The organism is Acidovorax sp. SRI_002, assembly GCF_057586455.1.
Genome location: NZ_JBYCZW010000007.1, coordinates 204,455 through 219,919, shown reverse-complemented (window position 1 = coordinate 219,919; position 15,465 = coordinate 204,455). Strand labels below are relative to the sequence as shown.

The following is a 15,465-nucleotide window of genomic DNA, read 5'->3' as shown; positions in this document are numbered from 1 at the left end:
ATCCATCGATCAATCAACCAAGCATCACACGAGGAGAAACCGAGCATGAACAAAAGAAACTTTGTGGCTGCCAGCGTCGGCCTGGCAGGCCTGTGGACCGCCACCACCAGCAGCCACGCCGCCCCACCCGCCAAAACATCCGCCAGCCCCGCCCTGCTCACCATCAGCGGCGCCATCACCCAGCCCAACCGGGGCGCGCTCGATGCCACCATCGACCAGATGATGGGCAAACACGGCATCCAGTTCGACAAAGCCCACGCGCTGGACGCCGCCGCCCTGCAGCGCATGCCCGCCGTCACCATCAAGCCCACGCTCGAATACGACAGCAAGCCCCACACGCTCAAAGGCCCCCTGCTCACCACCGTGCTGGCCGCTGCCGGTGTGGCCGCTGGCAGCCCCGTGCAGCTGGTGCTGCGCGCGGTGGACGGCTACAACGTGACCATCAGCATGGCCGACGTGCAGGCCTACCGCATGATCGTCGCCACCCACATCGACGGCCAGCCCATGGCCCTGGGCGGCCTGGGCCCGCAGTGGGCGGTGTACGACGCGGACGTGCTGCCCGCCTTCAAGGACAAGCCGGTGAAGGAACGCTTTGGCCTGTGCCCCTGGGGGCTGTATCACATTGAAGTGAAGAAGGCCTGAGGCCACCGGCAAGGTAGCCCAGCAAAAAAGAAAGAGCGGCTTCCTGGCCGCTCTGTTTTTGATAGCTGCTAGCGCTTTCCCATCAAGCGCTAGAGGCATTTTCCATTCAAATCACCGTGTCCGCCCCGCGATCCGCACCGCCAGTGCAGCCAGCGACCCCGCGGTAGCCAACGCCACAACGCCCAGCCAGCCCCACTGCGCCAGCACCAAGGCGCCCAGCGCCGCCCCGGCCGACATGCCGATGAACATGCCCGTGAACAGCAGCGCATTGAGCCGGCTGCGCGCTGCAGGGTCGATGCCGTACACGATGGTCTGGTGCGCCACCAGCGTGGCCTGCACGCCAAAGTCAAAGCCGATGGCGCTGACCACAATCAAGCCCAGCTGGGCCTGCGCAGGCAGCAGCGGTGCCAGCGCCATCACGGCAAACGACGCAGCCGCCAGCCCGGCGCCATAGCGCGTGACCACCTCGGGCCCCCGCTTGTCGGCCAGGCGCCCGGCCAGCGGGGCAGCCAAGGCACCTGCCGCCCCAGCCAAGCCAAACGCACCCGCCGCCGCCGTGCCCAGCTGAAACTGGCTGTGCAGCATCACCGCCAGCGTGGACCAGAACGCGCTGAAGCCCACGGCCAGCAGCCCCTGCGCCCAGGCCGCGCGGCGCAGCGCTGCGTGCTGGCGCCACAAGGCCACCATGGAGCCGATCAGCGCGCCATAGCCCATCTGCGTGGTGGGCGCAAAGCGCGGCAGGCCGCGCCACACCGCCACCGTCAGCAGCGCAACGGCCACCGCCGCCGCCACATACACCGTGCGCCAGCCCCACTGCTGCGCCACAAAGCCGCTGACCACGCGCGACAGCAAAATGCCCAGCAGCAGCCCCGTCATCACCGTGCCCACCATGCGCCCGCGCTGTGCGGCCGGGGCCAGCGTGGCGGCAGCGGGCACCACGTCTTGCGCCACCGTAGCCGCCAGACCCACGGCCAGGCTGGCCGCCAGCAGCGCGCCCATGCCGGGCGCCAGGCCGCTCAGCAGCAGCGCCAGCATCAGCGCGATGGACTTGATGACGATGATGCGGCGCCGGTCAAACCGGTCACCCAGCGGCGCCAGCAGCAAGATGCCCAGCGCATACCCCAGCTGCGTGAGCGTGGGCACCAGCCCCACCACGCGGCTGTCGGCCTGCATGTCGTGCCCCAGCACGCCCAGCATGGGCTGGCTGTAATACAGCGACGCCACGCTCAGCCCCGCCGTGGTCGCCAGCAGCAACAGCAGCGGCGCGCCCACCGCGCCTGCCGCACTCTCTTCAGCCAGCGCCACCGGGGCCCGCCCCGCCACACCCCTTGCATGCACATTTTGAATGGAAGACATCACAACACCATCGGTTTAAAAGGAATGGTGCGATTGTTCTATCCCGTCGCCGCGCTGGGTAGTAGGCTGAATTGCAGATTCGTTATACGCTTGACGTATGACCAACACCCTCCCGACCCAGCCGCCCGGCGCCGACCGCATCGAGCTGATGCAGACCTTTGTCCGCATCGTCGAGGCCGGCAGCCTGTCTGCCGCCGCCCAGCAGTTGGGCACCAGCCAGCCCACCGTGAGCCGCCGCCTGCAAGCGCTGGAGCGCAGCCTGGGCGTCAAGCTGCTGCAGCGCTCCACCCATGTGATGAAACTGACGGAAGACGGCGACCGCTGCTTTGCCCACGCCAAAGCCCTGCTGGAAGACTGGCGCGCCATGGAAGACGACCTGCGCGGCACGGCCGACACACCGCGCGGCACCTTGCGCGTGCTGGCGCCCCACGCCTTCGGGCAAAACCAGCTCATCCCCCCGCTGATGGACTACCTGCGCCGCTACCCCGATGTTTCGGTGGAATGGATGCTGCACGACCGCCGCCCTGACTTCATCGCAGAAGGTATTGACTGCGCCATCCAGGTGGGTGCGGTGGAAGACCCCTCGGTGGTCGCCATTCGCCTTGCCGAAGTGCCGCGCATCGTACTGGCATCGCCCGCCCTCATGGCAAGTCGGCCCACACCGCAACACGCGCAGGATCTGAAGGATCTACCCTGGCTGGCGCTCAGCACCTTCTACCAGCGCGAAGTCACCTTGACCCACCAGCACAGCAGCGAGGCCAGCACCTTCGCCATCACCCCCCGCCTGGCCACCGACAGCCTGTACGCCCTGCGCAGCGCCGCCCTGGCCGGGCTCGGCGCGTGTATTGCATCGGCGTGGATCGTAGATGCGGATCTGCGCGCAGGCGGCTTGCTGCACTTGGTGCCCACCTGGCAGGCCCCCTCGTTGCCGGTGTATCTGGTGTATCCACATGCGCGGTTTTATCCGGCGCGGTTGCGGTTGTTTTTGGAGGGGATGCGGGGGGCAATGCCGGGGTTGGCGGGGATGCGGGGGGTGGTGTCTTGAGCGGACGACGACTGCCGGCCAGAAGTGGAAGTTGGCAAGACGGTGCTAACGTCATATACATGCTTGAAGACTATTTCTCCCTGCAATTGAAATTTGCCACGCACTACGCAGCGAAAGCGGCAGTGTCTCTCGACGTCGCCATTGACCGCTGTACCAACTTGCGACGCAGGCTGAATCTGTGGGGGGACACTGGCGGAAGTAGGTGGAAACTCTTTCTGAACAAGGTAAAAAGCGCGGTTGATGACCGTGCCGAGCAAGTCGCTTTATGTGCCGAGTTCCAACAATCTCTTTCCTACATCGAAGTCAAACGGTCGTTCGGCTGTTTTTCTTACGATCCGCCCGATGCATACGGTACCTTGCGCATCCACTTTGTTGCGCCAGATGGAATCAATTCCAGTCCGCTTGCTATTGAGAATTCCAGCGCAAGGAGGGCCGATTTACAAGAACTGATATCGCATGTTCAGCGCACGGAGCCACGCGCTACAACCGTGCGCGGCGTTTCTTGGCTCTACAACCTGCAGGCATACAAGCGACTCTTTCCAACGGCCTATAGCGCTTCAGTTCAGTCCGCACGGTTTCCCTTGCACTTGAACGGGAGTTCGACCTGGGGCCAAGTGCTGAACTGGCGGCAGGAGGTGAAACCGGATGTGCGAGATCAATTGTTAGTTCGCCTCAATGACATGGAGGTCGCAACTCCTTGGCTGGTCTTTCCGCTCCAAGCCCTGGTCGCTACCAGCCAGATTGAGGTGTTTTATGACCAGTTCACATGAAGGTTGTCGAATGTCGGACATGGGCCCAGAGCCGCCGTTCAGAAGCGACGCCCAGAAGCTGCCTTTGACTTGCTGCACGCTACTGTTGGAAATCTCGGTGCCTTCCGACTGGCGAGCTATAGTTTGCCGAGTTGACGCGTGCCGGATTTCATGGAGTTTTTATACCTGGACGTTTAAATAGGTCGTACCTTGCAAATCTAAGCTGCAAGCCACTTCCAGGAGAAATTAGTGTCCAGAATATCCCGCACGGTCCAGTTTATTCCGCAGGTTTTGCGGGATACATCACGTTAGGCGTTAGGCCTCACCGACAAACCTATGCCCTATTGCCCCAATTGTTCTGCAGATGTCGGGGAGGCTGCTATCAGCTGTCCGAAATGCTCTGCATCCTTCAGCGGAAACGCCGCTTGGAAGCCAACGGCAACCCCGCTAGCTCATCCGCCGGCAGCTGGTTCGAAATCATCCGCCGGCACTCGAGTCGTCAAAGGACTGTTCGCTATCCCGCTCATTCTGATTGGCGTGGTCTTGCTCGTCCTCGCAGGTGCGATGGGAAGCAACGGCGGCGCACTCGCAGGAGTACCAGCCGTCTTGTGTCTCCTGGTGGCTGCGGGTATTGCTGTATCCAGAAGCTCAACAGGTCTCACCGTGAGCCTCATACTTGGGGCATTGCTACTCCTCCTGCTTTGGGGTGCGCTTCACATGGTTGGCGCGGCCATTTACTCCCGTTGAGCAACGCAATATTCCAGATAAGGCCTCGCCGTATATGCGTGAGGCCCAACCCTTCCATCGAGCTGACGTGCTCCGGCAAGCCGGGTCACGCAGCTCATGTCAAACGTTGAACGTCCGCTTTCATTTGCGGTGACCGGCTGCTCCTGGCCGATAGCACGCGTTCAACGACGAAGCGCGGATGACATCAACCGCTGCTGGGCGATCATCTGCCGGATCTCCTCCATGGGCCGTTTCGGGCCGAAAACGCCCCACTTCTACCCTTCGTCAGAGAGCCCTCTTACCCCGCCACCACCCGATTCCGCCCCGTGTTCTTCGCTTCATACAGCGCCGCATCCGCCCGCGCCAGCAGCTTGTCCATCGAGTCGTTCTGCGGCAGGCTCAGGGTGACGCCGATGCTGACGGTGCAGCCCACCTCGTTACCCTGGGGCACGCAGGCGGCGCGGATGCGTTCGGCCACCTGCAGGGCGGCGTCCAGGGGGGTGTTGGGCAGCAGCAGGGCAAATTCTTCGCCGCCAAAGCGGCCCAGCAGGTCCTTGCTGCGCAGGCAGCGCTGTACCTTGGCGGCAAACTCCACCAGCACGCGGTCGCCGGCCTGGTGGCCGTGGGTGTCGTTGATGGTTTTGAAATGGTCCAGGTCCAGCATCAGCATGGCCAGGGGCTGGCCGGTGCGGTGGCTGCGCTCCAGCTCGATGGCGCAGGCTTCGTCCATGTAGCGCCGGGTCAGGGTGTTGGTGAGCGAGTCGCGGGTGGCCAGCAGCTCCAGCTCGGCCCGCAGGCGGTCGCCAGCCATCAGCACGGCGCCCACCGAAAACAGCAGGACAGACACGGAAAAACTGGCGATGAACAGCACGTGCTGCGGCGTGCCACTCAAGATAGTGTCGCCCATGGGCAGGAAGAACGTGGTGGCAAGCCGCACCAGCTGAATCACGGCGATGTACACGATCACCCCCACCGTGAGCCAGCGCGAAAAGCTGCCCATGCCCTGCCGCACGATGAACCAGGCGTGCACGGCAAACATCACGGCCAAGAGTGCCGTCACAAGCCGCAGGCGGGCTGTGTAACTGGGGTCGCCCAGGGCAAACCAAAGGGTGCCCAGCGTGACGGCGACAGTCACTGCCAGCCAGCGCCAGGTGGCTGGGCGCACGCCGTAAAAACACTGGGTGCCCGCATACAGGCCATACACGCCCCAGCACAGCAAGAAATTGGGCACGGCCGTGGTGAGGATTTCAGGCAGTTGCCCACGCGAGGCCGCCAGGATGCCGCCCACCACAATGATCAACAGCGCCTGCGCCCATTGGCCCAGACCCTGAATGCTAGGCGGGTAGCTGCGCTTGAGGGCCCACAGCACCAGCGCCATCAGCGCACTCATGGCGCTGATCAACACGATGGCGGTGCGCGGGTCTATCACGTTCATGGTGGTGCCAGTTTGCCGGAATCGTTCCAGTTTGGGGGATGGGCTGCACAGGCCAAGGCGACAGAGCATGAGGGGCGCCATGCACCACCACTTGCAGCCTACGCCCCGCTGCGGATGACGTTAAGGGTGTGGGCAGGTGCAATGGGCAGCAAGCGGGTAAACCACGGGCCGTTGCGGCCCGGCCGGTGTTCTGCATATGCCCAAGGTCGATTGCTCACTATTTGATAGCTTCTGGCGCCTGTCCATCAAGCGCCAGAGCATATTTCAGCCAAATTTTCGGCGTTTTACGGCATGCGCCCCGGCCTTCAAGGCGTGAAGGCACGCACGCACCGCGTCTGCAGGTTTTGGGTCTTGGGGATGGTCACCGGATTGCCGATGGAAAAATCATTGATCCATGCGTCGGTCAGGGGCGAGGCCGAGCTCTCGGTGGAGCTCCAATAGAGGGCGTTGGCGAAGCCGCCTACCGCCACCCTGTTGGTATACAGCGCTGCGAGCTGGTTGCGGGCGGGCAGGAACCAGTCGTTGTAGCAGGTGTTGCCCGCCTGGCAGGGCGTATTGCCTTGCGAATCGACCTGGTAGGTGCTGCACAGTTGCGCGGCATAAACACCCGCACCCAGCGTCGCACCGACGGCGGCGGTGTTGCTGGCACCGTCGGTGTCGCTTTGCGCACCCGGCCCCACGGCCGTGCCGAAGCCACCCCACCCGATCCCGGTGCTGTTGTCTGCGGTGGCCGCAATCAGGTTGTTCAGCCCGCCGCCCAGCGCAGCAATCACGCCGCCGCCACTGGTTTGCCCCACAGCGGTGATCAGGTAGGTATAGCCGTTGGCCAGCTGAGCGGCCCCGGCCGGGGTGAAAACCGCCACATTGACGGCACCCGCTGCATGCGCTGGCGTGACCGCCGTGATGGTGGTGGCGTTGACCACGTTGACCGAGGTAGCGGGCACACCGTCAAAAGTGATGCTGGTGGCGCCGGTGAGCCCGGTGCCGGTCAGCGTGACGCCGACCCCACCCGATGCAGTGCCAGAGGTGGGGCTGATGGCGGTCAGCGTGGCGCCCGAGACGTAGAGGCTGCGGCAGATGGCCTCGACATCCACCCGGCAGGTGGCACCATTGGCCAGCATGGCCCCCACGCCGCAGGCGGGATGGGGCGATGGCGTGGGAGGCCCGGGGGGCAGCAAGGTGTTGGCCGGGTTGGTGGCAAAACACTGGGCCAGGTCGGGCGGGTCGATGGCGGCAATTCGCAGCGCAGCGCCTGAGTTGTTGCTGAAGTCCGCAGGCTGAAAGCCTGTGAAGCCACCGGCTGTGATGGGGCTGACGGTAATGGGCAGTGTCTCGCCCGCAGGTTGGGTGAAGGCACTGACAACCTGCGCCATCAAACCTGACCCCTGCCCCGCCAGGCCCACCACTGCGGCCACCAGCAGCAGCGAAGCCACACGCCGCACGCCGTGACTGCGGCGCAGCGACCACCACCCGGCCAGCGCAACCGCCACCAGCAAGGCGCCCAGCGCCAAGGGGCTGTCCACCGGCACGTTGGCCACGGCAGGGGCGCCGCTGGAGATCGTTTGGGCCGACGCGGCAAAGGGCAGCGTGGACAGCAGCATCAGCATGGCCAGCGGTGCAAACGGACCAGCGCTTCCAGGTTGGGTGTTCTTCATCGGTTGATCGTCCCTGCGGGGTGGTTGGGGTGGTTGGGGTGGCGGTCGGATAGTTGCAAATTATCACAACCTCAGCAGGGCGGACGGGGGCGCATGGGGGTGATCGAAAGCAGCAGCCCGAGCCGTCCTGAACCAGGCTTTTGCAGGGGCCGCTGCCCCGCCAGACTGGCATCATCATGACCCCATGAAGTTGTTGGAACCCTCCGAGTACCAGGCAGCCGCTGGTGCCGTATATCTGTCCGTAGTGCAAGAGATCGCCCGGCTCCTACCCCTTGCCCAGTTGGAGCACATTGGTGCCTCCGCCATTCCTGGAGCGGTGTCCAAAGGCGATCTGGACATTTGCGTGCTGGTGACTGCGCAAGAGCACGCGCGGGCCGTTCAGGTGCTGCAGGGCGCAGGCTACGTGGCCAAAAAGGACACCTTGCGCACGCCAGAGCTGTGCATGCTGCTGTCGCCACGCACAGACACGGACGTGGCATTGCAGGTAGTGGCCAAGGGATCGGAGTTTGAGTTCTTTCTGCACTTTCGCGATGCCTTGCGTGCAGACCCGCGCCTGGTGGAGCAGTACAACCAGCTCAAGCAGCGTTTTGCGCCCTTTGGCATGGAGCGCTACCGTGAGGAAAAATCACGCTTCATCACCAACGTTCTGACCCCTCAGGTGCTACCCGGCCGCTGCGCGGAATCCGCACCGGTTGCAGGCGGGGCTTGCAACCTTGACTGACCAGGAGACCCCATGAGCACTGCAAAAACCCCCGAAGGCCCGCCCGCATCGGTGCTGATCGACCAGCGCATCGCCGACCTGAACGATTGGCGCGGGCAAGCACTGGGCCGCATGCGCCTGCTGATCCATGAGGCGGCGCCCGAGGTGTTGGAGGAATGGAAGTGGAACGGCACGCCCGTGTGGTCGCTGGGCGGGATTCTGTGCACGGGCGAGTCGTACAAGTCAGCGGTAAAACTGACCTTTCTGAAGGGCGCTTCGTTACCAGACCCGGCGAAGCTCTTCAACGCCAGTCTGGACGGTAACGCGCGGCGTGCCATAGACATCCACGAAGGGGACACCGTGGACGCGGAGGCCTTCAAGGCGCTGATCCGCGCAGCGGTCGCCCTGAATGCCGGGGGTGCGAAGGCCAAGGCGAAATCGGCACGGGGTGCACGCACGGCCAGTTAGGTGCAGACAGCCCGCGGAGTCAGTCGTGTCTGAAAACTATTATTTCGATAGCAAACAACCGATAACCATTAAGCGCTAGGGCCAATTTCAATCAAAATCTACTGCCCCACATCCACCTCACTCATGCAGCTGCTGTAGCGCCACTGCACACGCAGCGCCATCGACTCCCCCTGCGCCAGCGTGCGCAGGCCGGGCTGCCCGGGCTGATGGAAGGCGTCGATGGGTTGTGTGATGGGCTCAAAGCAGAATGCTGGGCCCTGTGGCGGTCGGTAGATCAGGCAGTAGTGCTGGTCGGTACCGCCGTCTTGCGCAAAGTCCGGCATCTGGGCGGTCAAGCGCAGGCCCCGCTCGGGCCAGTCGATCTGGGCCGTGCCGCCCCAGCCGGTGTAGGCGTTGTCGATCAGGCCGCCATTGGCGGGAGCGCCGCTGTTCAAGTCCCAGCCGGGCGGGAAGTGCTGCGTGTGCTGTGTGGGCAGAGGGTCATCGCCACACAGCCACACGCCCTGCACCGGCGCCGTGATGCGCGTGCGGGGCGTGCGCGGAAACCAGGGGTGCAGGCCCAGGCCGTAGGGCAGCGGCTGCGCGCCCAGGTGCCGCACCTGCACCGACTGGTCCAGGCCGCCGTCCACCAGGCGGAAGGTCTGCACGCATTCGTACTCGTAGGGGTTGCCGTCAAAGCGCTCGGAGCGAAGTTGCATCTGCAGCGTGTCGGGTGCGGGCTGGGTAAGTTGCCAGGGCTGCAGCCAGCCATCGCCGTGAATAGGGTACGGCTCGCCCACGCGGTTGGGGCGCATGGGGTGGAACTGGCCCGCGTGCTCAAACCCGCCGCCGCTGATGCGGTTGGACCAGGGCACCATGGCAAACGACGCGAGCTGGTACAGGTCGGGCGTGGCGCCGTCCCACGGGCGCCACAGGTCGATGCGTGCGCCAGCCTCTTGCGGGTCGTCGATCTGCCAGGCCGCCACGCTGCCGCCGAGGGTAGGCACCAGGCCCAGGTGCTGTCCCGCGTGGTGCAGCCAGATGATGGGGTGGGAGGATGCGGCCTCGGTCATGGGCGGTGTGCTTTCTTTGGTGTGTTGACAGGGATTGCGGGTTGGCAGAGCGCGCGGGGCTGCGTTCTTCAGTGCTTAGAGCGGATAACAAAACCCAGCGAAGCGGTTCTGGCCAGGCGCCGCGTCGCAGGCAGTACGGGTAGTACGACAAGACGCGGCAACGACGCCAGAAGGTATTTGTTAGCCGCTCTCAGCCGCCAAATGGATGGGCGGGCAGACCCAGGCTGTCGGTGTCCACCGCAAACAGCGCCCCGGCCAGCGGCTCGGCCGCCAGTTGCTCGGGCGTGAGGCCTACCCGCGCCGAGCTGATGAACAGCGTGCGCAGGTCTGCGCCGCCAAACGCGCAAGTGGTGACCTGGCTGACTGGCAAGCGCACGCGGCCCAGTTCGACGGCGGTTACCGGGTCGTGGCAGGTCACGCACCAGCCGCCCCAGTGTGCAATCCACAGGCGGCCCTGCGCGTCGGTGGTCATGCCATCGGGCAGGCCGTCATCGGGCAGCCAATGCTTCCACAGCGTTTTGTTCGACACGGTGCCTGCGGCCAGATCGCTGTCGTAGCGGTAGGTGTTGCCTTCGATGGTGGCGTTGAAAAACATGGCCGCACCCTGCCCCGTGCCAGACCAGGTGGGGCCGTTGGTCACGGCAAAGCCGTCGTCGTGGCGGGTGCAACTGCCGTCGGGGTCATAGCGGTAGAGCGCGCCCGTGGGCGCCTCGCACGCAAAGTCCATGGAGCCCGCCCAGAAGCGCCCTTGTGCATCGCACTTGCCGTCGTTGAAGCGGTTGCCCGCGCGGTCGGGCTCGGGCTGGTGCAGGTAGCGCGGGGCCATGTCGGTGGCCGGGTCGAACAGCGCAAAACCCCGGCGCAGCGTGACGATGAAGCCGGGGGCATGCGCGCGTTCGGCGATAGCGGAGATCTCTTCGTCAAGCGTCCAGCGCTGGTGGGCGCCGGTGGCCGGGTCCCAGCGGTGCAACTCGCGCCCAAGGATGTCCACCCAGTACACGGCCTGCTCGCGCACCGACCAGAGCACGCCTTCGCCCAGCGCGTTGCCCAGTGCGATCACGCAGCGCACGGCGCCGGTGATGGGCGCGGAACGGGCAGCGCCCTCGGGCGAAGAGAAGGGGGTATCCAGCAAGGGGCGCATGCGTGTCTCCGGTCTTTTTTTGTATCGGCCTGCCGCCAGGCACTTGACGAACGGCATCTTATCAACGCCAATTGATGCTTGAAATGAAATTTTTTTCAATTGATTGATTGCAATATTTATATGTCAAAGGTTTTTACCCCCTCCTCTTCCTCGACCGATGCCACCGGCGCCCCCCAGGGCCTGGCGAAGTTCCCCAGCCTGCAAGGCCGTGCCGTGTTTGTGACGGGCGGCGGCAGCGGCATTGGCGCGGCCATCGTTGCGGCGTTTGCCGAACAAGGCGCCCGCGTGGCCTTTGTGGACGTGGCGCGCAACGCCAGCGAAGCCCTAGCCCAGCACATTGCCGACGCAGGCCTGCCCCGCCCCTGGTGGCGTGTGTGTGACGTGCGCGATGTGAACGCCCTGCAGGCCTGTGTGGCCGAAGCGGCGGCCGAGCTGGGAAGCGACTTTGCGGTGCTGGTGAACAACGTGGCCAGCGACGACCGGCACACGCTGGAGTCCGTGACGCCTGAGTACTACGACGAGCGCATGGCCATCAACGAGCGCCCCGCCTTCTTCGCCATCCAGGCCGTGGTGCCGGGCATGCGCAGGCTGGGCGCGGGCTCGGTGATCAACCTGGGCTCCACCGGTTGGCAGGGCAAGGGCACGGGCTACCCTTGCTATGCCATTGCCAAGTCGTCGGTGAACGGCCTCACGCGCGGGCTGGCCAAGACGCTGGGGCAGGACCGGATCCGCATCAACACGGTTTCGCCGGGGTGGGTGATGACGGAGCGGCAGATCAAGCTGTGGCTGGATGCCGAGGGCGAGAAGGAATTGGCGCGCAACCAGTGTTTGCCGGACAAGCTGCGGCCGCATGACATTGCGCGGATGGTGTTGTTTTTGGCGTCGGATGATGCGGCGATGTGTACGGCGCAGGAGTTCAAGGTGGATGCGGGGTGGGTTTGATTTTTTGAAGTTTTTTTGGGCTCTGGCGCTTATCCATCAAGCGCTAGCAGCTATTGTTTTTGCAGTCCTGATGACTCCCGCCCGTTCGGGCTGAGCCTGTCGAAGCCGGGGGAAGCTCGTTCTCTGGTTTGGGCGGCGTGCTTGGGTTGGAGGCGGAGGCCGGGTTGTCGCCCCGGCGGGCGAGTCCCTTTCTTTCGCGTCGCCGAAAGAAAGGAACCAAAGAAAGGGCGACCCTGCTGTCTGCGACCCCTGCGCTTCGCTCCGGGGCAACCTGGGGTGCTCGGTCACGGGGTGCACCGCAGAACTCGCTGCGCGCCTTTGGCGCTCCGCTCGGACAACTGCGGTGAGTCAGTTCACGAAGCGCGTGTGTCCTTCGGCACACGCGCCACCCCGCGCCCTGCGCGCCCCAGGCGCTTCCAGAAGGGAACCCGGGGGAGCGGACATCCACACGGGCCATTGCTTCGCTACGCTGCGCTCGGCACGGTCTCGCGGGCGCAAGCGCCTCGCGCTGCGCAGGCACGGCCGAGCGCAGCAATGGCCCGTGTGGCTGTTCGGCTGTTGGAGGTTCGGCTGCCCAACCCCCTGCTGGCTGCGCCTGCGGCGGGGCGGTTGTGGGGTGGCATGGGCGTCGAAGCGCCCATGCTTCGTGAACTGACTCGCCGCAGTTGTCCGAACGGAGCTGCGAAGCAGCGCAGTGAGTTCTGCGGCGCACCCCGCAACCGCCCCGGCGCAGGTTGCCCCGTAGCGAAGCGCAGGGGTCGCAGACTGGGGGTCGCCTTTCTTTTGGGTACTTTTCTTTGGCGAAGCAAAGAACAAGTACCTCGGCCGCCGGGCCGAGACCCGGCCTCCGCCCTTGGCAAAAGCAAGCCTCTCAAACCAGCACGCAAGGCTTCGACCAGCTCAGCCCGAACGGACAGGAGGCCTAAAACTACAAAAACAATAGCTGCCAGCGCTTACCTCACAAGCGCTAGCAGCCAATTTCATCCAAAAAAAATCAATCCCCCACCTCCAACCTACGCCCATACTGCACCAGACTCGTCTGCTTCAACGCCTTCATCATCACCTTCGCCGCCGGCGACAACAGCCGGTCCGACCGCGTGATGATCCCGAACGCATCCATATGGCACGGCATCGCCAGCGGCAACACCGTCACGATCCCATGCGCCGCGTAATAGCGCGCCACATCCTCCGCCACCACCGCAATCATGTCGCTCTGCTGCAGCATGCGCGTGATGAACAGCAGGGCCGATGTCTCCACCGTGTGCAGCGGCGGCGCAAGCCCGTCCTGCTGGAACATCAGGTCAAACCGGTGCCGCAGCACGCTGCCCGCTGGCGGCACGATCCAGCTGGCCGACACCACATCGCGCAGCGTCAACCCGGTCATGCTCGACAACGGGTGGCCCGGGCGTGTCATGGCGCAGACCAGCTCCTCCGTCAGCGACTCATAACGCAGATTCTCCTTGTCGTGCTCCTCGTACAGGCGGCCCACCACGATGTCGAGCTTGCCCTGCTCCAGCCGCTCCAGCAGCACCGGGCTGGTTTCAATGTCGAGCGAAATGCGCAGGCTGGGATGCTCCTGCTTGACCAGCGCCACGGCGGCGGGCAACAGGCTCAGGCCCGGTGAGGTGATGGCGCCGATGCCCACCTGGCCATAGTGCCCGCGCTTGAGCGCGCCGATCTCGTCATGCGCCTGGTTCAGGTTGGCCAGGGCCATGCGGGCGTGGCGGATCATCGTTTCGCCGTACCAGGTGGGGCGCATGCCACGCGGCAGGCGGTCAAACAGCGACACCTCCAGCACGTCCTCCAGGTCCTTGAGCAGCTTCGACGCAGCGGGCTGGGTCATGCTGAGCACCTGGGCGGCGCGGTGGATGTTGCCCTCTTCGGCCAGGGCCACCAGCAGCAGCAATTGGCGCGTCTTGAGGCGGGCGCGGATGAACCAGTGGTTGTAGGTGCTCATGAATGGGACGACGGGAAAAGGGAGGGGTTTTCCAGAATGCAAAGAACGATATGTATTTTGTCTAAAAAACGATTGGATTGATATCTAAACCTTCCATAGACTTCGCCGCAACTGCAACAAAGGCCTCTCTCCATGAAGCTCGGCGACCTCCAGCTCAGCCCCCGGCACCTGATCAACGGCCGGTGGGAAATCGGCACCACCACCGGCATCAGCACCAACCCGTCGGACACCCGCGAGGTGGTGGCCGAATACGCCCGCGCCGACCGCAACCAGACCGAGCTGGCCGTGCGCGCGGCGGCCGACGCCCTGCCCACCTGGAGCCAGAGCCCCCCCCAACGCCGCGCCGACGTGCTGGACATGATTGGCAGCGAGCTGCTGGCACGCAAGGACGAGCTGGGCGCACTGCTGGCCCGCGAAGAAGGCAAGACCCTGCCCGAAGGCATCGCCGAAGTGGCGCGCAGCGGGCAGATCTTCAAGTTTTTTGCGGGCGAGGCGCTGCGCATCCAGGGCGAGCTGCTGGCCTCTGTACGCCAGGGCGTGCAGGTGGACGTAACCCGCGAACCTGTGGGCGTGGTGGGCATCATCGCGCCGTGGAACTTCCCGTTCGCCATCCCGGCCTGGAAGATCGCCCCGGCGCTGGCCTACGGCAACACCGTGGTGTTCAAGCCCGCCGAGCTGGTGCCCGCCTGTGGTTGGGCGCTGGCCGAGATCATCAGCCGCAGCGGCCTGCCCGCCGGCGCCTTCAACCTCGTCATGGGCAGCGGCCGCGAGGTGGGCCAGACGCTGGTGGACCACCCGCTGATCAACGCGCTGAGCTTTACCGGATCGGTCGCCACGGGCGACCGCATCCTGCGCGCGGCCTCAGCACGGCGCGCCAAGGTGCAGCTGGAGATGGGCGGCAAGAACCCGCTCATCGTGCTGGCCGACGCCGACCTGGACCAGGCGGTGGACTGCGCGCTGCAGGGCTCGTATTTCTCCACCGGCCAGCGCTGCACGGCGTCGAGCCGCCTCATCGTGGAGGCCGAGGTGCACGACGCCTTTGTGGCGCGCCTGCGCAACCGGCTGGCCAGCCTGAAGGTGGGCCACGCGCTGGAGCGCGGCACCGAGATGGGCCCGGTGGTGGATGACAACCAGCTGGCACAAAACCTGGACTACATCGACATTGCGAAGAGCGAGGGAGCGGAGCATGTCTGGGGTGGCGAGCGCCTGGAGCGCCCCACCCCAGGCCATTACATGAGCCCCGCCCTCTTCCTGGCCCGCCCCGAGCACCGCGTGGCGCGCGAGGAAATCTTTGGCCCCGTGGCCTGCGTGCTGCGGGCTGACGACTACGAGCACGCACTGGCCTTGGCCAACGACACGCCCTTTGGGCTGTGCGCGGGCATTTGCACCACGTCGCTCAAGCGCGCCATGCACTTCAAGCGCCACGCTGCCGTGGGCATGACCATGGTGAACCTGCCCACGGCGGGTGTGGACTTCCATGTGCCTTTTGGTGGCCGCAAGGAATCGAGCTACGGCGCCCGTGAGCAGGGGCGCTACGCCGCTGAGTTCTACACCACGGTCAAGACGGGCTACATGCTGGCTTGAGCCCTGCCCTTTT

Annotated in this window: 13 protein-coding genes; 7 read left to right on the top strand and 6 right to left on the bottom strand. The window is 64.9% G+C overall.

Features of this window, described 5'->3' with window-relative positions; genetic code table 11:
* Positions 1-45 precede the first annotated feature (45 nt).
* A complete protein-coding gene (locus AC2YJX_RS20290; protein ID WP_426304244.1) occupies positions 46-642 on the top strand; it encodes a putative pterin-binding protein in 597 nt (198 codons plus the stop codon).
* A 111-nt stretch (positions 643-753) separates the two neighbouring features.
* Here AC2YJX_RS20290 and AC2YJX_RS20285 read toward each other — a convergent pair whose 3' ends face one another.
* A complete protein-coding gene (locus AC2YJX_RS20285) occupies positions 754-1,998 on the bottom strand; it encodes an MFS transporter (protein ID WP_487257108.1) in 1,245 nt (414 codons plus the stop codon).
* Between the two features lie 97 nt (positions 1,999-2,095).
* Here AC2YJX_RS20285 and AC2YJX_RS20280 point away from each other — a divergent pair, with 97 nt between their 5' ends.
* Positions 2,096-3,043 (top strand): LysR family transcriptional regulator, encoded by a 948-nt coding sequence (locus AC2YJX_RS20280; RefSeq protein ID WP_487257107.1) that lies wholly within the window; start codon positions 2,096-2,098, stop codon positions 3,041-3,043.
* Positions 3,044-3,102: 59 nt separating this feature from the next.
* Positions 3,103-3,813, top strand: coding sequence for a hypothetical protein (locus AC2YJX_RS20275; RefSeq protein WP_487257106.1), 711 nt, complete (start codon positions 3,103-3,105; stop codon positions 3,811-3,813).
* A 1,003-nt stretch (positions 3,814-4,816) separates the two neighbouring features.
* On the opposite strand, the gene AC2YJX_RS20270 is transcribed toward AC2YJX_RS20275, so the two are convergent.
* Both AC2YJX_RS20270 and AC2YJX_RS20265 read right to left on the bottom strand, forming a co-directional pair.
* Positions 4,817-5,953: a GGDEF domain-containing protein gene (locus AC2YJX_RS20270; protein WP_487257105.1), complete on the bottom strand. Its 1,137-nt coding sequence runs from the start codon at positions 5,951-5,953 to the stop codon at positions 4,817-4,819.
* A 305-nt stretch (positions 5,954-6,258) separates the two neighbouring features.
* Positions 6,259-7,608, bottom strand: a complete 1,350-nt coding sequence (locus AC2YJX_RS20265) for a midcut-by-XrtH protein (protein ID WP_487257104.1) — start codon at positions 7,606-7,608, stop codon at positions 6,259-6,261.
* A 184-nt stretch (positions 7,609-7,792) separates the two neighbouring features.
* On the opposite strand from AC2YJX_RS20265, the gene AC2YJX_RS20260 reads away from it, so the two are divergent.
* On the top strand, positions 7,793-8,329 hold the full coding sequence (locus AC2YJX_RS20260; protein WP_487257103.1) for a GrpB family protein: 537 nt from the start codon (positions 7,793-7,795) through the stop codon (positions 8,327-8,329).
* 12 nt (positions 8,330-8,341) lie between these two features.
* Positions 8,342-8,776 carry a DUF1801 domain-containing protein gene (locus AC2YJX_RS20255; protein WP_487257102.1) on the top strand — a complete coding sequence of 145 codons (435 nt, stop codon included), beginning with the start codon at positions 8,342-8,344 and terminating at the stop codon, positions 8,774-8,776.
* Between the two features lie 98 nt (positions 8,777-8,874).
* On the opposite strand, the gene AC2YJX_RS20250 is transcribed toward AC2YJX_RS20255, so the two are convergent.
* Together AC2YJX_RS20250 and AC2YJX_RS20245 are read right to left on the bottom strand one after the other, a co-directional pair.
* The gene (locus AC2YJX_RS20250; protein WP_487257101.1) at positions 8,875-9,828 is read right to left on the bottom strand and encodes an aldose 1-epimerase; all 954 of its coding nucleotides are present in this window, start codon (positions 9,826-9,828) and stop codon (positions 8,875-8,877) included.
* Positions 9,829-10,018: 190 nt separating this feature from the next.
* On the bottom strand, positions 10,019-10,969 hold the full coding sequence (locus tag AC2YJX_RS20245; RefSeq protein WP_487257100.1) for an SMP-30/gluconolactonase/LRE family protein: 951 nt from the start codon (positions 10,967-10,969) through the stop codon (positions 10,019-10,021).
* A gap of 120 nt (positions 10,970-11,089) precedes the next feature.
* Between AC2YJX_RS20245 and AC2YJX_RS20240 the strand changes: the two genes are divergently transcribed.
* The gene (locus AC2YJX_RS20240; RefSeq protein ID WP_218299652.1) at positions 11,090-11,911 is read left to right on the top strand and encodes an SDR family NAD(P)-dependent oxidoreductase; all 822 of its coding nucleotides are present in this window, start codon (positions 11,090-11,092) and stop codon (positions 11,909-11,911) included.
* Positions 11,912-12,905: 994 nt separating this feature from the next.
* Here the strand turns inward: AC2YJX_RS20240 and AC2YJX_RS20235 are convergent.
* Entirely contained in the window at positions 12,906-13,868 is a 963-nt protein-coding gene (locus AC2YJX_RS20235; protein ID WP_108497702.1) for a LysR substrate-binding domain-containing protein, read from the bottom strand.
* Between the two features lie 132 nt (positions 13,869-14,000).
* Here AC2YJX_RS20235 and AC2YJX_RS20230 point away from each other — a divergent pair, with 132 nt between their 5' ends.
* Complete coding sequence (locus AC2YJX_RS20230; RefSeq protein WP_487257099.1) at positions 14,001-15,452, top strand: aldehyde dehydrogenase family protein; 1,452 nt, start codon at positions 14,001-14,003, stop codon at positions 15,450-15,452.
* Positions 15,453-15,465: the final 13 nt, after the last annotated feature.